Annotated in this window: 17 protein-coding genes and 2 pseudogenes; 18 read left to right on the top strand and 1 reads right to left on the bottom strand. The window is 65.0% G+C overall.

What is annotated here, in order from left to right:
• Positions 1–199: 199 nt before the first annotated feature.
• Positions 200–1,134 (bottom strand): annotated as a pseudogene (locus tag ABSY19_RS26155) (transposase).
• Positions 1,135–1,314: 180 nt separating this feature from the next.
• On the opposite strand from ABSY19_RS26155, the pseudogene ABSY19_RS26150 reads away from it, so the two are divergent.
• The 18 genes and pseudogenes from ABSY19_RS26150 to ABSY19_RS26065 all read left to right on the top strand — a co-directional run.
• A pseudogene (locus tag ABSY19_RS26150) lies at positions 1,315–1,884 on the top strand (SDR family NAD(P)-dependent oxidoreductase); the annotation flags it as partial.
• Positions 1,885–1,949: 65 nt separating this feature from the next.
• The gene (locus ABSY19_RS26145; RefSeq protein ID WP_382157237.1) at positions 1,950–2,138 is read left to right on the top strand and encodes an SDR family oxidoreductase; all 189 of its coding nucleotides are present in this window, start codon (positions 1,950–1,952) and stop codon (positions 2,136–2,138) included.
• A 10-nt stretch (positions 2,139–2,148) separates the two neighbouring features.
• On the top strand, positions 2,149–2,865 hold the full coding sequence (locus ABSY19_RS26140) for an alpha/beta fold hydrolase (RefSeq protein ID WP_082548893.1): 717 nt from the start codon (positions 2,149–2,151) through the stop codon (positions 2,863–2,865).
• Between the two features lie 227 nt (positions 2,866–3,092).
• Positions 3,093–4,037 carry a LysR family transcriptional regulator gene (locus tag ABSY19_RS26135; protein WP_066123738.1) on the top strand — a complete coding sequence of 315 codons (945 nt, stop codon included), beginning with the start codon at positions 3,093–3,095 and terminating at the stop codon, positions 4,035–4,037.
• Positions 4,034–4,312 (top strand): EexN family lipoprotein, encoded by a 279-nt coding sequence (locus ABSY19_RS26130; RefSeq protein WP_056581661.1) that lies wholly within the window; start codon positions 4,034–4,036, stop codon positions 4,310–4,312. The genes ABSY19_RS26135 and ABSY19_RS26130 overlap by 4 nt, the downstream gene beginning before the upstream one ends.
• Positions 4,313–4,548: 236 nt before the next feature.
• Positions 4,549–6,549 carry a conjugal transfer protein TraG gene (locus tag ABSY19_RS26125; protein WP_056581665.1) on the top strand — a complete coding sequence of 667 codons (2,001 nt, stop codon included), beginning with the start codon at positions 4,549–4,551 and terminating at the stop codon, positions 6,547–6,549.
• The gene (locus ABSY19_RS26120; protein WP_003111089.1) at positions 6,546–7,010 is read left to right on the top strand and encodes a ribbon-helix-helix protein, CopG family; all 465 of its coding nucleotides are present in this window, start codon (positions 6,546–6,548) and stop codon (positions 7,008–7,010) included. The genes ABSY19_RS26125 and ABSY19_RS26120 overlap by 4 nt, the downstream gene beginning before the upstream one ends.
• Positions 7,007–8,059 (top strand): P-type conjugative transfer ATPase TrbB, encoded by a 1,053-nt coding sequence (trbB, locus tag ABSY19_RS26115; RefSeq protein ID WP_056581667.1) that lies wholly within the window; start codon positions 7,007–7,009, stop codon positions 8,057–8,059. The genes ABSY19_RS26120 and trbB overlap by 4 nt, the downstream gene beginning before the upstream one ends.
• Positions 8,056–8,439 carry a TrbC/VirB2 family protein gene (locus tag ABSY19_RS26110; RefSeq protein ID WP_056581670.1) on the top strand — a complete coding sequence of 128 codons (384 nt, stop codon included), beginning with the start codon at positions 8,056–8,058 and terminating at the stop codon, positions 8,437–8,439. The genes trbB and ABSY19_RS26110 overlap by 4 nt, the downstream gene beginning before the upstream one ends.
• Positions 8,436–8,708, top strand: a complete 273-nt coding sequence (locus tag ABSY19_RS26105) for a VirB3 family type IV secretion system protein (protein WP_056581671.1) — start codon at positions 8,436–8,438, stop codon at positions 8,706–8,708. The genes ABSY19_RS26110 and ABSY19_RS26105 overlap by 4 nt, the downstream gene beginning before the upstream one ends.
• A gap of 15 nt (positions 8,709–8,723) precedes the next feature.
• Positions 8,724–11,183 carry a conjugal transfer protein TrbE gene (trbE, locus tag ABSY19_RS26100; protein ID WP_382157235.1) on the top strand — a complete coding sequence of 820 codons (2,460 nt, stop codon included), beginning with the start codon at positions 8,724–8,726 and terminating at the stop codon, positions 11,181–11,183.
• Positions 11,180–11,905, top strand: a complete 726-nt coding sequence (gene trbJ / locus ABSY19_RS26095) for a P-type conjugative transfer protein TrbJ (protein WP_056581676.1) — start codon at positions 11,180–11,182, stop codon at positions 11,903–11,905. The genes trbE and trbJ overlap by 4 nt, the downstream gene beginning before the upstream one ends.
• 12 nt (positions 11,906–11,917) lie before the next feature.
• Positions 11,918–12,250, top strand: coding sequence for an EexN family lipoprotein (locus ABSY19_RS26090; RefSeq protein ID WP_056581679.1), 333 nt, complete (start codon positions 11,918–11,920; stop codon positions 12,248–12,250).
• The gene (gene trbL, locus ABSY19_RS26085) at positions 12,247–13,632 is read left to right on the top strand and encodes a P-type conjugative transfer protein TrbL (protein WP_056581682.1); all 1,386 of its coding nucleotides are present in this window, start codon (positions 12,247–12,249) and stop codon (positions 13,630–13,632) included. The genes ABSY19_RS26090 and trbL overlap by 4 nt, the downstream gene beginning before the upstream one ends.
• A gap of 24 nt (positions 13,633–13,656) precedes the next feature.
• Positions 13,657–14,361 (top strand): conjugal transfer protein TrbF, encoded by a 705-nt coding sequence (trbF, locus tag ABSY19_RS26080; RefSeq protein ID WP_066116900.1) that lies wholly within the window; start codon positions 13,657–13,659, stop codon positions 14,359–14,361.
• A complete protein-coding gene (gene trbG / locus ABSY19_RS26075) occupies positions 14,358–15,362 on the top strand; it encodes a P-type conjugative transfer protein TrbG (RefSeq protein WP_056581687.1) in 1,005 nt (334 codons plus the stop codon). Before trbF ends, trbG begins: the two co-directional genes overlap by 4 nt.
• Positions 15,363–15,364: 2 nt before the next feature.
• Positions 15,365–16,633: a TrbI/VirB10 family protein gene (locus ABSY19_RS26070; RefSeq protein ID WP_056581690.1), complete on the top strand. Its 1,269-nt coding sequence runs from the start codon at positions 15,365–15,367 to the stop codon at positions 16,631–16,633.
• A complete protein-coding gene (locus ABSY19_RS26065) occupies positions 16,630–16,872 on the top strand; it encodes a DUF2274 domain-containing protein (protein ID WP_056581693.1) in 243 nt (80 codons plus the stop codon). Before ABSY19_RS26070 ends, ABSY19_RS26065 begins: the two co-directional genes overlap by 4 nt.
• Positions 16,873–17,285: the final 413 nt, after the last annotated feature.

Raw genomic sequence — 17,285 nt, 5'->3', positions numbered from 1 at the left:
GAACTTGGACAGCACATGGTCCTCGGCCGCTTCGCAGTGCCCTTGCTCTGGGTCCACTGTATCTGGTCCGTTGTCCGCGACCTCTGCATCACCTACGCGAGGAAAGGTCTGCGCAACGTGATTCGCAGCGCCGATTCGGAAGCATCTTGACTACGCCACGCTACGCATGGTTGCTTCAAATCACTGCCCGTACGCGGCGCTACATGATGGTTTCGGTGCCCTTCGAGGCCGCCCCGCATAAGGCTGCGGACGCACTCATCCCTGCGCGCCCCATCAAGCTGCGCCGAGCCATCCACAGGTTCGACAGCGCGAACAGCGTGACGATCTGAACTGTGTTCTTCGCCAGGCCGCGGTACCGCACCTTCGTGTAGCCGAACTGCCGCTTTAATACACGGAACGGGTGCTCGACCTGGGCTCGGATGCTCGCCGTCAGCTTCTCCGCCTGCTCTGCCAGGAAGTCGGGCTGCAGGAATGGGTTCAGCTTGCGGCGGTCGCCGGCGCGCATCGCCACGTGCCACTGCAGCCCCTGAGCCTCGCCGCGCTTGTGAACGCCGCGGTAGCCGGCGTCGCCGAAGGCGACCTCCTCAACGCCGTGCAGCAAGCTGCCTGCCTGCGTCACGTCGTTCACGTTGGCCGACCAGCCCACGACGCTGTGCACCAGTCCCGACTCTGCATCGACGCGTTCTTCGTCGAACTCGGCGCTGCGATCAGCGTGGCGTCGACCACCTTGCACTTCTTCATCAACAGGCCCTTGGCCTGCAGGATGTCGTTGACCACTCGCAGCATGTCGGTCGCCAGGTCGTGCTTCTCCAGCAGGTGGCGGAACCTCAGGATCGTCGTCTCGTCCGGCAACCGCGCCACGTCGCCTGGCTTGGCGAACTCGCGAAACACGGGCATGTCGTGCAGCGCCTCTTCCATCGCCGGGTCGCTCAGCGCGAACCACTGCTGGAGGTAATGAACCCGCAGCATCGTCTCGATGGCAAACGGCGGCCGGCCCGTCTTCGCCTTCAGGTAGTACGGCTTCACGATCTGCACCAGCGCCGACCACGGAACCACGCGCTCCATCTCCTCCCAGAACTCCCGCTTGCGCGTCTTCTTAGTCGACAGGTTCAGGCCCAGTCCGAGTTGCTTCATGCCGCAGATCATCGCAGGGCGCTGCCGTTCACGCTACGCGGCCAGCGCCTGAGTTTTGCAGACATTCCCTAGAGCCCGAATGACGTAAGCGGCGGCAAGCGAGAGTCAGCCTCGACTCGCGTCAAGCTTCTTAGCCAGCCGACAACGGAATCTTGCTGACATCTTGAATATTACCGAGATATGTGTAAGATGCTAGACGGCCGAGACTCTGAACCCCCTCTGCCCTTTTCATATTGCAAGGAGACGTGTATGAGATTCACTGGAAAAACTGCTTTCGTGACAGGCGCCGCGAGCGGCATTGGTGAAGCCACAGCAAGGATGTTTGCGCGCGAGGGCGCGCGCGTGGTCATCGCTGACCTACTAGAGCAAGAAGGCCAAGCAGTCGCACAGTCGATTACCGAGGGGGGTGGCGAAGCATGCTTCGTCAAGCTAGACGTCACTGAAGAGGAAAACTGGAAGGAAGCCCTTCAGAAGGGGGAGCAATCCTTCGAAGCCATTCATATCGTTGTAAGCAATGCCGGCATAAGCGGTATGGTTCCTGATCATGAAAAGGTCGACTATCTCGACCGACTGACGTCAATCCATATCCGCGGCACCTTCCTAGCCATCCGCCATGGCGCCCGCGCCATCACTCGTGCAGGTGGGGGATCAATCATCACGATTTCCTCCATCGCAGCGTATGCAGGCATGCCCGGTCTCCACATGGGCTATTGCGCCGTGAAAGCCGGGGTGTTGGCCATGACGCGCTCTGCTGCAGGCGAGTACGCAAGATCAGGGATCCGGGTAAACGCCATCGTTCCCGGTCTTCTGCCCCCATGCGAACCTCAGTGGTGTCCGCTGATCCCAAAATGCGGGAAAAGTTCTTTGAAACCGTTCCACTGGGCGGCACCGGTAAGCGAGAAGACGCCGCGAACGCAATCTTGTTTCTTGCATCAGAAGAGGCTGGGTACGTGACTGGCGCCGAGATACTGCTGGACGGCGGCTTCTTGGCATATCGATACTGAGTCTCGCCCCATGAACACCTTTGTGATGGTCCATGGGGCCTGGTCAGCAGGTTGGGCGTGGTGGCGAATGCACTCTCTCTTTTTGGCAGCGCATCACCGACTCCTGACGCCAACCTGTACGGGGCTGGGTGAACGCTCGCACTTGCTTGGACCTCGTATCGACCTGCATATGCACGTCGATGATGTCGTCCGTGCTATCGAGTCGGAGAACCTCAACCATGTCATCTTGGTCGGGCACAGCTATGGGGGAATGGTCGTGACTGGTGTGGCCGACAGAATCCCCGATCGGATTCAACAGTTGATATACATCGACGCACTACTACCGGAGTCCGATGAGTGCGCATTGGATCTCATGCCAAAGGCTCAGCGAGCCGCCATCCTGGAAGACGTCAAGAACAATGGATTCGGTTGGCTGGTCCCCCCAAGCCCACTTCCGCCGGACACCCCTGACCATGATCAAAAGCTCGCCCAAGGGAGGCGCGGACCGCAACCCCTTGCTACGTTCACATCTCCTCTATGTCTAGCGGGAGAAGCTTCAAACATCCCTTCTGCGTATATTTACTGTACGAAGACTGGTCTGTATGACACCTTTGGTCTTTCGGCGTCCCGCGCTCAAGCCCGAGAAGGGTGGAAATATTATGAGCTGCCTGCTTCGCACAACCCCCACATCACCATGCCAGAGCAACTCACCACCTTGCTCTTGTCAATTGCCGATTTAACCAACTAAAAGGCTCCTCCTCGAGTATCGACGGAGTGTGTCTGCGGCCATCGTTGCACACGTAAGGCCAGGCTCTCAACGATTCGGGAAATGCAATCGTGGCGGGGCGTCATGATCGCTCCGATTTTCATCCGATCTACATCTGTACGGGACGCCAATCGTCGTCCACACAGATCGTTGTGACGAGATTGAGCATGGAGGCTCTGCGATGAAGATGCATTTTGAGAGGGCACTATATGGAGCTTCGTCATCTGCGTTGCTTCTTGGCCGTTGCTGAAGAACTCCACTTCGCACGAGCAGCGGAGAGGCTGCACATTGAGCAGTCGCCTCTGTCGCGCGCTATCAAGGAGTTGGAGGTGGAACTCGGGGCGGTGTTATTTGCTCGCACCACTCGCAGCACTCGATTGACGCTCGCTGGCCGACTGTTCTTGGAACACGTGCGTCGCGTGTTCACTGTCTTGGAGCAAGCCCGCGATAGCGTGAAAGCGGCGGCCAATGGTTTCCATGGGCAATTGCGAGTGGCATTGTCGGACGGCATCACACCGTCGCGCCTACCGGCTCTGCTGGCGCTATGCCGACAAGAAGAGCCTGAACTTGAACTCCGATTCTTCGAGGTACCGCTATCACAGCAGATCAAAGGTCTGCACGACGATCTGTACGACGTGGGGTTTGCGCAGTCTGATGAAGTAGGTGACAGCATCGCCGCCATACCTGTATGGCGAGACGCGCTCATAGTAACGGTGCCAGCCCGGCATCCGCTGCTTGCGTACAAGCGCATTCCTTTGGAGGAGTTGCTGCGCTATCCGCTGGTTCTATGCGATCCACAAGTTTGCGAAGGCCATGCCAGATTCGTAGATCGTGTGCTACGCCGGGCCGGCACGGAGCCGTTGGTCGCAGAACGGGTTGCTACGTGCGATCTGATGATGGTGCTGGTGTCGGCTGGCCTGGCGCTTGGGTTTACGGGTGCCGCGCGCATTGCCGCTAACCCTGACGCAGGTGTGGTGGCCCGACCGCTGGCATTGCGCGTGCCGCCGCTGACAACTTACCTACTGTTCCCCGAAGGCGAGCCGTCCGATGTTCTGGCCCGGTTCATTGAGCGCGTGCAGGCCATTGAATCTCCGGAACCCCCAAGGCCCAAGCCGGGCCATCATTCCGATCCCTTGGAGGAATCCACGCCATGAAGAAGCTCATCCAGTTCCTGCTGGTGGCCGCGCTGACTGCCTGCGGCAATTCCGAGACGCCACAAACGACCAACGTTCCGGAGGCGAATATCCCGACGGTGGAAGAACTGGCGGCCAACCCCGAACGGCTCAAAGAGCTGCGCCAACAATGCAAGACGGATCGCCCCAAGCTGGGCGACGTGCTGTGCAATCGGGTAGCCGAAGCCACGCGCAAGCGGTTCTATGGCGACGGTGAAACGCCGTACACACCACCGAAGGAATCAGCCAAGTTCTGATCGTTGGCGGTTCGCAGCATCGCCTCAATATTTCTGCTCGACACGCCGCAATGCGTTATCGCTTGCGGTGTTTTTCATTGGTTCGCCCCTGCACTAATTCTGTCTTTTTGCTCGACCTTTCTGCTCGAAGCAGTCTTTGACCGGCACTGACCCGACACCCATCCTGACGCCTGCGGCACGTTCTTGTGCCGCCTTCCCCATGAGGAATCAGCGCAGGAGAAATCGGAGGCCAGGTCATGCAAGGGACGAACGTGCTGTTCGGTCAGATCGCCGTGGTATTCGGCATCGTGATCGCCGGCGTGTGGGGCGCCACACAATGGACAGCAGCGGCTCTTGGCTATCAACTACGCCTTGGCTCGCCCTGGTTTGACCTTCTCGGCACACCGATCTACCACCCGTGGAAGCTGTTTGAGTGGTGGTTCGTTTTCGATGCCTACGCGCCGCGCGTGTTCGATACCGGCGGCGCCATCGCGGGCGGCAGCGGCCTGCTGGCGGTGGTGGTCGCCATCGGCATGTCGATTTGGCGCTCGCGCCAATCGCGCCTTGTCACGACTTACGGCTCTGCCCGCTGGGCGAACGCGCAGGACATTCGCATGGCGGGCCTCACGCAGCCGGCCGGCGTGTTCCTGGGCCAGCATGACCGCCAGTACCTGCGGCATGAAGGCCCGGAACATGTCCTGACCTTCGCGCCCACGCGCTCCGGCAAGGGCGTGGGCCTGGTGGTGCCCACCTTGCTGTCCTGGCCCGCATCCGCCGTCATCCACGACATCAAGGGCGAGAACTGGCAGATCACCGCCGGCTGGCGCTCGCGCTTCTCACATTGCCTGCTGTTCAACCCGACCGATGCGAAGTCGGCGGCCTACAACCCGCTGCTGGAGGTACGGCGCGGCGCGCATGAGGTGCGCGACGTGCAGAACATCGCGGACATTCTGGTTGATCCCGAAGGCGCGCTGGAGAAGCGAAACCATTGGGAAAAGACCAGCCACGCACTGCTGGTCGGGGCCATCCTGCATGTGCTCTACGCGGGCAAGGACAAGACGCTGCGCGGCGTCGCCAACTTCCTTAGCGACCCGGCCAGCCCCTTCGAGCTGACCTTGCATCGGATGATGACCACGCCGCACCTCGGCGATGGGGCGCATCCGGTCGTCGCGTCGGCGGCGCGTGAAGTCCTCAACAAGAGCGACAACGAACGCTCGGGCGTGCTGTCCACGGCCATGTCGTTCCTCGGCCTGTACCGCGATCCCACGGTGGCCGAAGTCACTTCGCGCTGCGACTGGCGCATCGCAGACCTGATCGCGGCAGCGCATCCTGTGTCGCTGTACCTGGTGGTGCCGCCTTCGGACATTTCGCGGACGAAGCCGCTCATTCGCCTGATCCTCAACCAGATCGGTCGGCGCCTCTCCGAATCGCTCGATGGCTCCGATGGCATCGAGCGCCGCCACAAGCTGCTGCTGATGCTCGACGAGTTCCCGGCGCTGGGGCGCTTGGACTTCTTCGAGACGGCACTGGCCTTCATGGCCGGATACGGCATCCGCAGCTTCCTCATCGCGCAGTCGCTCAACCAGATCGACAAAGCCTACGGCCAGAACCATTCGATTCTCGACAACTGCCATGTGCGCGTGACGTTCGCCACGAACGACGAACGCACCGCCAAGCGGATCTCCGAGACGCTGGGCACGGCCACCGAGCTGCGTGCCCAGCGCAACTACGCGGGCCATCGGCTCGCGCCGTGGCTGGGCCACCTGATGGTGTCGCGCCAGGAGACGGCCCGCCCGCTGCTGACGCCGGGCGAAGTCATGCAGCTTCCACCCGACGAGGCAGTGGTGATGGTGTCCAGCATGGCGCCGATCAAGGCGAAGAAGCTGCGCTACTACGTGGACAGCAACTTCAAGCGTCGCGTGCTGCCGCCGCCCGCGCTGGCGGACGGGCAGTACGCCGACGCGCCGCCATCGCGGCCCGATGACTGGAGCGGGCTGGCGATTCCGCTGATGCCGGCAGCACCGGGCACGGCATCCGCCGACGACTTGGACAGCACCGACGACGGCGGCCCATGCCGTCAGCCCGAACTCTCCGAAACCGTCGCCTACGACCCCGTGCTGGCCGCGCCTGCGGCCGACCTTGGGCTGCTCGATGACGACGACGACCTGCCGCTTCCCCTTCCTCGCCAGCTTGATCCAGCCATGCAGCGCACGGCCCGGCTGGCTTCCCTCGACCCCAACGACGGAATCGAGCTATGAGCCACTACCGCCTGAACCTCTTTATCCAGCCCGAGCACGCCAAGCGGCTCGATGAGCTTGCCGCCAAGAAAGGCGTGTCCAAGTCGTCCATCGTCGCGGCGGCGCTCGCATCGTGGCTGTCGCCCGATGCCGCCGACCAGCGCGAAGCGGCCATCGCCAAGCGGCTGGATCGCCTGTCGCGCCAGGCCGAGCGCATGGAGCGCGACCAGAACATCGCCATCGAAACGCTGGCGCTGTTCATTCGCTACTACCTCACGGTCAGCACACCAGTCCCCGAGGCGCACCAAGACGCGGCACGCGCGCAGGGCAAAGCGCGCTTCGAGCAGTTCACCGAGCAGCTTGGCCGCCACCTGCTGCGGGGCCGCAGCCTGGTGCGCGACGTGGTGGAGGAACTGCATCCCGACCCGATGCGGATGGAAGACGCGGCGGCAGCCGCGCAAGCGCAGGAGCGTGCGTCATGAGTGCCGTTCCGCAGTCCATGACCGCCACGTCGCTCGACCGCCGCATCCAGATGTTGCGCACGGCGATGGGGCCGCTGATCGCCGCCGCGCTCGAAGACCCGGACGTGGTGGAGGTGATGCTGAATCCTGATCGCACCCTTTGGGTGGATCGGCTTTCTAGTGGGCGCGCGCCGATGGGCGTGGAACTGTCCGAGGCGGACGGCGAGCGAATCATCCGCCTGGTCGCGGCCCACGTCGGCGCAGAAGTCCATCGCGGCCAGCCGCTGCTGTCCGCCGAGTTGCCCGAAACCGGCGAACGCTTCGAGGGCATCTTGCCGCCGGCAGCGCCGGGGCCGGCCTTCGCGCTGCGCAAGCGTGCCATCGGCGTAATTCCGCTGGAGCGGTACGTCATCGACGGAATGATGACCAGCGCGCAAGCGGGCTTTCTCGTTCGCGCCGTGCGCGAGCGGCAGAACGTGCTGATCGCCGGCGCCACCAGCAGCGGCAAGACCACGCTCGCCAATGCTTTGCTCGCCGAAATCGCCGCCACCGGCGACCGCGTGCTGGTGCTCGAAGACACGGTGGAGCTGCAATGCGCGGCCCGTGACCACGTTCCTCTGCGCACCCGCGCAGGCGTGGTGTCCATGACCGAGCTGGTGCGCTCGTCCATGCGCCTGCGGCCTGATCGCGTCGTCGTTGGCGAAGTGCGCGGCGCCGAGGCGCTGGATCTCATCAAGGTGTGGGGCACCGGCCATCCCGGCGGCATCGCCACGATCCATGCCGGCTCCGCACTCGGCGCGCTGCTGCGCTTGGAGCAACTGATTCTCGAAGTGGCGGTGAACCCGCCCCGTGCGCTGATCGCCGAGGCGGTCAACGTGGCGATCCACATCGCCGGGCGCGGGCGCAAACGCCGCATCGAGAGCATCGCCCGCGTCGTCGGCTTCGACGGCGTGGGCTACCAACTGGCGGACGCGCTGGAAACGCCGTTTCCCGAGCTGCCGCCGCTTCCCAATGCCGCACCCGCTGCGGCGACTTCCCCATCCCCTGACTCACTTGGAGAACTGCCATGACGCAGATGACCATTCCTGCTTTCCGTTTTTCTGCAAATCCGGCTTTGCGCCACGCGCGGCTGCGCTGCCTGGCCCGCCCTGCGGGGCAAGGGCTGCTGCTGGCCGCGCTGCTGCTGTTCCTAGCCGGAACCGCGCAGGCCGCCGGTTCCTCGATGCCGTGGGAAGGCCCGCTGCAATCCATCCTCGAATCCATCCAGGGGCCGGTGGCGCGAATCGTCGCGGTCATCATCATCATCGCCACGGGCCTCGCGCTCGCCTTCGGCGACACGTCCGGCGGATTCCGCAAGCTGATCCAGATCGTCTTCGGTCTGTCCATCGCGTTTGCGGCTTCCAGCTTCTTCCTGTCGTTCTTCAGCTTCTCCGGCGGGGCGGTCGTATGAGTGCCCCGGACACCTTCAGGGACGGCTTCGAGGTGCCGCTGCATCGCTCACTGACCGAGCCGATTCTGCTTGGCGGTGCGCCGCGCACCGTGGCGATCGCCAACGGCACGCTGGCCGCCGCTGTCGGCTTGGGCCTGCAACTGTGGATTCCCGGCGTGGTGCTCTGGATCGTCGGCCATTCGCTGGCGGTGTGGGGTGCGCGCGTCGATCCGCAGTTCATGCAGGTCTTCGCCCGGCACATCAAGCACCGCCCGCTGCTGGACGTGTGAGGGGAGGACGCCGCGATGCTGAATCTCGCCGAATACCGCCAGCGCCCGGCCTTGCTTGCCGACTGGCTGCCCTGGGCCGGGCTGGTCGCGCCGGGCCTCGTCTTGAACAAGGACGGCAGTTTCCAGCGCACGGCCCGGTTTCGCGGGCCTGACCTCGACAGCGCGACGCAAGGCGAGCTGGTCGCCACGTCGGCGCGGTTGAACAATGCGCTGCGCCGCATGGGATCGGGCTGGGCGCTATTCATCGAAGCCGAGCGCCGGCCTGCGGCCGACTATCCGCACTCGGAGTTTCCCGAGCCGCTTTCGTGGGTGGTGGAGGAAGAACGCCGGGCCGCCTTCGAGGAATCGGGTAATCACTTCGAGAGCGGCTATCACCTGACGCTGCTTTACCTGCCGCCGGAAGAATCCCGCGCTCGTGCAGCCAGGATGCTCTACGAGAACACGCCGACGAATGGCGTGGACTGGCGCGAGCGGCTGCAAGCCTTCGTCGCGGAAACGGATCGCGTCTTCGACCTGCTCGACAGCGTGATGCCGGAAATTGACTGGCTCGATGACGCGCAGACGCTGACCTACCTGCACGCGACCATCTCGACGCTGCGCTATCGCGTGGGCGTGCCCGAAGTGCCGTTCCACATCGACGCGCTGCTGACCGATTCCGCGCTGGTCGGCGGCCTGGCGCCCATGCTGGGCGACCAGCACCTGCGCGTGGTGTCGGTGCGAGGTTTCCCGACCTCGACCTGGCCGGGGATTCTGGACGACCTCAACCGCCTGGGGTTTGGGTATCGCTGGAGCACGCGCTTTCTGTGCCTCGACAAATCCGAGGCGGAACGGGGGTTGGGGCGCTTGCGCCGCCAGTGGTTCGCCAAGCGCAAGAACGTCATCGCGCTGTTGCGCGAAACGATCTTCCAGCAGGAAAGCCCGCTGGTCGATACCGACGCGAACAACAAGGCGGCGGACGCGGATGCCGCCTTGCAGGAACTGGGCAGCGATCAAGTCGCCTTCGGCTACCTGACGGCGACCGTCACCGTCATGGACGAGGACGCCGGCGCAGCCGACGAGAAGCTGCGCATGGTGGAGCGTGCCATCCAGGGCCGGGGCTTCGTCACCATTCCCGAAACGCTCAACGCCGTGGATGCGTGGCTGTCGTCCATTCCGGGCAACGCCTACGCCAACGTGCGTCAGCCCATCGTCTCGACGCTGAACCTGGCGCACATGATGCCGGTATCGGCGGTATGGGCCGGGCCGGAGAAGAACGACCATCTCGACGGCCCGCCGCTGATCGTCACGCGCACCGATGGCGCCACGCCGTTCCGGCTGGTGACGCACATCGGCGACGTGGGCCACACGCTGGTCGCGGGGCCGACTGGCATGGGCAAGTCGGTCTTGCTTGCCACGCTGGCGATGCAGTTCCGCCGCTACCGCGGCTCGCGCATCTTCGCCTTCGACATGGGGCGCTCGATGCGAGCCACGATCCTCGGGCTGGGCGGCGAGCACTACGACCTCGGCACGGATGGCGAAATCGCTTTCCAGCCGCTCGCACGCATCGACCGCGAGGGCTACCGCACCTGGGCCGCCGAATGGATCGAAGGCCGCTTGCTGCACGAAGGCGTGGCGGTCGGCCCAGACGAGAACGCGGCCATCTGGTCGGCGCTGGGAAGTCTCGCCGGTGCGCCGGTGGAGCAGCGCACGATGACCGGGCTTTCCGTGCTGCTGCAATCGAACACGCTTCGGCAGGCGTTGCCGCCCTATGTGCTGGGTGGCGCGCACGGCAAGCTGCTGGACGCCGACCACGACCGGCTGGGCATGGCCGACGTGCAGTGCTTCGAGATGGAGGAGCTGATGCACAGCAAGGCCGCCGTCATGGCCGTGCTGCATTACCTTTTTGCGCGTTTCGATGAACGCTTCGACGGGGCGCCCACGCTGCTGATCCTCGATGAAGCGTGGCTGTTCCTCGACGACCCGGTGTTTGCCGCACGCATCCGCCAGTGGCTCAAGACGCTGCGCAAGAAGAACGTCAGCGTCATCTTCGCCACGCAGAGCCTCGCCGACATCAAGGATTCGAGCATCGCGCCCGCGATCATCGAGAGCTGCGCGAGTCGGATTTTCTTGCCCAACCCGCAGGCGACGGAACCGCAGATTCGCACGATCTACGAAGGCTTCGGCCTGAACAGCCGGCAGATCGAGATCGTCGCCACCGCGAGCCCCAAGCGCGACTACTACTACCAATCCCGCCTCGGCAATCGCCTGTTCGACCTCGACCTGGGGCAGGCGGCGCTGGCCTTCGCGGGCGCTTCCACGCCGCAAGACCAGCGCGACATAGACCGCGTGCTGCTGGACGCCGGCGTGCCCGGCTTCGCGGGCGCCTGGCTGCGCCATCGCGGCCTCGATTGGGCGGCCGACCTGCTGGCCTCGTTCCCCGGCCTCGCGCCGGGTTCTTTCCGTACCACCGACCACCCACAGGAGAACCTGCCATGAAAAAGCGTCTTGTCGCCGCCGCCATCTCGGCCATGCTTTGCACTGCCACCGCCCACGCGCAATGGGTTGTGATCGACCCCACGAACCTCGTGCAGAACACGCTGACCGCGATCCGCACGCTGGAGCAGATCAATAACCAGATCCAGCAGCTCCAGAACGAAGCGCAGATGCTGATGAATCAGGCGCGCAACCTCGCCAGCCTGCCGTCCAGCGTGGTCGGCCAGTTGCGCGCCAATCTGGCGACCACGCAGCGGCTGATCGACCAGGCGCGCGGCCTGGCCTACGACGTGACGAATCTGGATCGGGAGTTCCAGCGCCTGTATCCCGAGCAGTACGCCGCCACCGTCAGCGGCGACCAGATGTACCGCGATGCGCAGGAGCATTGGCGGAACACGCTCAACGGCTTGCAGACCACCATGCGGATGCAGGCCCAGGTGTCGCAGAACCTGGGCGAAGACGAAAGCGTGCTGGCCGACCTCGTGGGCAAGAGCCAGTCGGCCGAAGGCGCGCTGCAAGCCATGCAGGCCATGAACCAGTTGCTGGCCTTGCAGGCCAAGCAGTCGATCCAGTCGCAGCGGCTCCAGATCACGCAAGATCGGGCCGCCTCGCTGGAGTTGGCACGGCAGACCGCGGCCACGGAACGCGCCCGCGAGGTGCGGCGGCGTTTCCTGGGCGATGGCACGCCATACACGCCGCAGCGCGTGGATTTCTACGGCAACTGACGGGAGGCCGCTATGCGATGCGTCCTCGTCCCGTCTGTTCTGGTACTTGCTGCGCTGCTGGCCGCTTGCAGCGAACAGCCGGCTGACCACCTTGCCGATGCCTTGGCCGCCGATCCCTTGCGGCTCAAGGCATTGCGCGCGCAATGCGCGGACGACCGGCAGGCCACGGGCGAGGACGCTTGCCGCGCCGCCGCCGAAGCCTTCCGGCGGCGCTTCTTCTCCGGCCAGGCTGGGCCGGATGAATACCAGACGCTGGCCGACCTGCCGCCGATCCCGCCGAGCTTCGAGGAACCGGCCGATGGCATGGCGCCGGCCGTTCCCGCCGAACCGAAGGACACGCCATGAATGACGTGACCATCATCGACCAATTCCTCAACACCTTTGCCGCTTATATCGACTCGGGTTTCGGGCTGCTGCGGGGCGAAGTGGCGTTCCTCACGGCCACGCTGATCGTCATCGACATGACGATCGCCGGCCTGTATTGGGCCATGAGCCATGCCACCGGCCAGGGCGAGGACGTGATCGCCAAGCTGCTGCGCAAGGTGCTCTACGTCGGTGCCTTCGCCTACATCATCAATAACTTCAACTGGCTGGCCAGCATCGTGTTCCGCTCGTTTGCGGGATTGGGCATCACAGCCACCGGCTCGGCCATCACGATGGAGAACTTCTTGCAGCCGGGCCGGCTGGCGAAAACCGGCATCGACGCCGGGGCGCCGATTCTGGAGCAGATCGGCGAGATGGCGGGCTTTCCCGAAGTGTTTGTGAACCTCGACCCCATCGTGGTGATGTTCCTCGCGTGGCTGGTCGTGGTCTTGTGCTTCTTCGTGCTGGCGATCCAACTGTTCATCACGCTGATCGAGTTCAAGCTGACCACGCTCGCCGGATTCGTGTTGGTGCCGTTCGCGCTCTGGAACAAGACCGCGTTCCTCGCCGAGAAGGTCTTGGGCAACGTGGTGGCCTCCGGCGTCAAGGTGCTGGTGCTGGCCGTGATCGTCGGTATCGGCTCAGGCTTGTTCGCTCAGTTCCAAGTCCATCCTGCCGAGCCGTCCATCGACCACGCGCTGGTCATCATGCTGGCCTCGCTCACCTTGCTGGCGCTCGGGATCTTCGGCCCCGGCATCGCCACGGGCCTCGTCTCCGGTGCGCCGCAGCTCGGCGCTGGCGCAATGGCCGGTGCTGCTGTCGGCGCTGCCGGCACGGCCGTCGCCATCGGCGCCGCCGCGACGGGCGTGGGTGGCGCCGTGGCTGCTGGTGCGCGCATGGCCCCGGCTGCCGCCAAGCTGGCCGGTAGCGGTGCGCGCGCCGCTACGTCGGCGGCCAGCAGTGCGAAGTCGGCGTTTCAGGCCGGTTCCGCCGCCGCTGGCGGCGGCGCAAAGGGCGCGATGGCGGGCCTGGGCAACGTCGCCAAGACCGGCGCGCGGGCGGCCGGGCGAGGCGCTGCATCCCGCGCTTCCGCTGCCGGGCAACGCATGGCCGCTCCCTTCCACGCTGGCTGGAATGGCGCTGCTGCCGATGGTGGCGCGGGCGCGGCATTCGGTCAGGGTGCCGCAGGCGAGGCCGCATCCGGCGCCGCTACGGCGCAGACACAGGAACGGCCCGCTTGGGCCAAGCGCCTGCATCGCCGCCAGCAACTCACCCACGCCGCGACCACCACCGCCCACACGCTGCGCGGTGGCGATGGCGGCGGCTCCGGCCAGGGGCCGAGCCTGCGCGGCTCCGACGAATAAAGCGATTCATAAGGAGAACTGACCATGCGATTCAAGAAGCCGCAGGTGCGCTATGCCGACACGCCGCAACCTGCCACGCCGTACCAAGCCGCCGGCCAGGTGTGGGACGACCGTATCGGCTCGCCGCGCGTGCAGGCGAAGAACTGGCGGCTGATGGCCTTCGGCTGCCTGACGCTCGCGCTGCTGATGGCTGGCGGCCTGGTGTGGCGCTCGGCGCAGTCCATCGTGACGCCCTACGTCGTGGAGGTGGACAACGCGGGCCAGGTCCGCGCCGTGGGCGAGGCCGCCACGTCGTACCGGCCCACTGATGCGCAGCAGGCGTACTACATCGCGCGCTTTGTGACGCTGGTGCGCTCGCTGTCCATCGACCCCATCGTCGTCCGCCAGAACTGGCTGGACGCCTACGACTACACGACCGACAAGGGCGCAGCGGTGCTCAACGACTACGCGCGTGTGAACGATCCGTTCGCACGCATCGGCAAGGAGTCGGTGACGGTGCATATCACCAGCGTCGTGCGAGCCAGCAACACCTCGTTCAACGTGCGCTGGACGGAACGCCGCTACGTCAACGGCGCCGCGGCCGGGCTGGAGCGGTGGACGGCCGTGGTGACCATCGTGCTCCAGCTACCACGCACCGAAGAACGCCTGCGCCGCAATCCCTTGGGCATCTACGTCAATGGTCTGTCGTGGAGCCGCGAGCTGGATTCTTCCGAAGGAGCCAAGCCATGAATGATCTTCTCCGTAAATCCGCTTTGCCAGTGATCCTGCTTGCATCCACCGCCTTGTTTTCGGGCTGCGCCACGCAGGGCAAGCCGCCGCCCGTGATCTCGCTCGATGAGCCGGTGCTTGCCCAGCCGCTGCCAGAACCTCCTGCGCCGGTGGAGGTGGTGGCCGTGCCCGAGGTGCTGCCGATGCCGGCGCAGTTGAAGCCGTTGCCCGAAGCCGAGGACGCCAAGCCCATGCCGGAGCCGGCAGACGAGAAGGTGCGCGTCTCGCGCGCCAATGCCGAGGCCCGCGTCGCACCTACGCGCGAGGGCTACGTCAACGCGATTCAGGTGTGGCCGTTCACCGACGGCGCGCTGTATCAGGTCTATGCGGCCGTGGGCCGCGTGACCGTGGTTTCGCTCCAGCCGGGCGAGGAGCTGGTGACGGTCGCCGCCGGAGATACCGTGCGCTGGATCGTGGGCGACACGTCCAGCGGACGCGGTGCCGAGTTGCGCGTGAACGTGCTCGTTAAGCCGATCCGCTCGGGCCTCAGGACCAATCTTGTCATCACCACCAGCCGCAGGACGTACCTGTTGGAGCTGGCCTCGACGGAAAAGACGTGGATGGCGTCGGCGTCCTGGGAATATCCGCGCGACCGGATGCTGGCCTTGCAGCGCCAGGCGCAGGCGGCCAGCGCAGTCGCGCCGGTGGATTCCGGCTTGTCGTTGGAGAACCTGCGCTTCCGCTACGCGGTCAGCGGCAGTAATCCGCCGTGGAAGCCGCTGCGCGCCTTCGACGACGGGCAGAAGGTCTATATCCAGTTCCCCGCCGGCATCGCGCAAGGCGAGCTGCCGCCGCTGTTCGTGATCGGGCCGGAAGGCGACGGGCAACTGGTCAATTACCGCTTCCGCTCGCCGTACTACATCGTGGATCGGCTGTTCGGCGCGGCCGAACTGCGCCTGGGCGGTGACAAGGGCGACGTGGTGCGGATCAAGCGCACGGACGGCGTCGCGCGGAGGAACTGACCATGAGCCAGGACGACACCCCCGACCTCGCCACGCCGCAGGCGGACAAGGTCGCACCGGAGGCGGTGGCGCTGCGCGCCCAGCCGCGCCCGGTCACACGCCTGAACCGGCGCACGCTGGCCATCCTCGTTGGCGGCCTATCGGTCGCCGTGCTCGGCGCCACGATTTGGTCGCTGCAGCCCCCGCGGCGCGCGGCCAGTGAGCAGACCGAGCTTTACAACGTCGAGCGCGTGTCGAAGTCCGAAGGTCTGGATGGCCTGCCGGCGGACTACTCGAAGCTGCCGCCGAAGTTACCCGAATTGGGGCCGCCGCTGCCGGGCGATCTTGGCCCCGCCATCGTCAACTCGCAGCAGCCCGTGACGCCAGCATATGCGCCACCGGGCCATGATCCCGAGGATGCCTTGCGCAAGGAGGCCGATGCAGCGGCGGCTTCGTCGGTGTTCTTCCGCTCGGGTGGCCAACGTGCAGCCACGGTGGCGCAGGCAGCGCCGGTGGCGCCTGGCGCAGCAAGCACGCTCGCGGCCTTCGATCCGCTCGCCGGCGGGCCGGCCTCGACGGCGGCCCAGCCTGCCGACCCGACTGCCGTGCAGAACCGGCAAGACCAGAAGGAGGCGTTCCTGAAAGGCGGCGCTACGGAAACCCGCAACTCCGGCAACTTGGCGCTGCCGGCGTCGCCCTATCAGGTGATGGCCGGAACGGTGATCGCTGGCGCCTTGGTCACGGGCATCAAATCAGACTTGCCGGGCGACGTGATCGCCACGGTGACAGAGCCGGTCTTTGACACGGCCACAGGCAAGTTCCTGCTGATCCCGCAGGGATCGCGCATCCTCGGGCGCTACAACAGCCAGGTCAGCTACGGGCAGAGCCGCGTACAGGTAGTGTGGAACCGGATCATCCTGCCCGACACGTCCTCGCTCACGCTCGACAACCTTGTCGGCACCGACCCGGCCGGTTACGCCGGCCTGGAAGACGATGTGAACTGGCATTGGAATCGCATCGTCGCGGGCGCTGTGCTGACGACGCTGCTGGGCGTCGGCGCCGAGCTGGCCGCGCCTGATAACCGCCAGAACGGCAACCGCATCGTCATCGCCGGCCGTGACAGCGCCCAGGACAGCATCAACCAGGTCGGCCAGGAGATCACCCGGCGCAACATGAACATACAGCCGACGTTGACGGCGCGCCCCGGCTTGCCGGTGCGAGTCATCGTTAACCGGGATCTCGTGCTGCGGCCCTATCAGCCGCTGTTCTTCAACCGGGGAGCTTCGCAATGAGCACGACCAAGAAGCTGCGGCTCGGGCCGCTGCCCAAGACCGAGAGCGTCAAGCTGACATTCGCGTGCCCGGCCAGCCTGAAAGCCGACCTCGACCGCTATGCCGCGCTGCACGCGCAGTCGTATGGCGAAGCGGTCGATGCCGCGACGCTGATCCCGCACATGCTGGAGGCATTCATGGCTGGGGATCGAGGCTTCAAGCGCACGCAGCCCAAGAACGGAAAAGCCGCCCCTGCGTGAACAGGGGCGGCTCTAGATTGGTGCCCGAGGCCGGAATCGAACCGGCATGACCGTAAGGTCGAGGGATTTTCTTACCACTTCGACTTTCGCCGCCAACGCGCATGCGCTGTTCGTGGTCTGGAGCACGCCTTCACCATAGCCTTGCGGCCGTAGGTGCCCGCCGTCTGCTCTCTACACCTTCCCAAACTGTTGCTTGGGCTTGGCTCGGCGTTGGCTCGGGTGCAGAAGCATCCAGGGCTTTCGCCGATTTTGACGGGCTTCACTCCGGGCGTTTCCCCCCGAAGGCTCAAATTGTTCAAGTCCCTTGTGTCTACCGATTTCACCACTCGGGCGTAGCGTGCAATGCGCTGGAAACACCTACCTCCATCTACTGGCGCCTAGCTGGCTCCTGACCGTCAAGCCAAGCTATGAAG

This window comes from Hydrogenophaga sp. ANAO-22, assembly GCF_042466645.1.
Taxonomy (GTDB): Bacteria; Pseudomonadota; Gammaproteobacteria; order Burkholderiales; family Burkholderiaceae_C; genus Hydrogenophaga.
The sequence above is the reverse complement of the archived record's forward strand: the minus strand, read 5'-3'. Positions and strand labels throughout refer to the sequence as shown.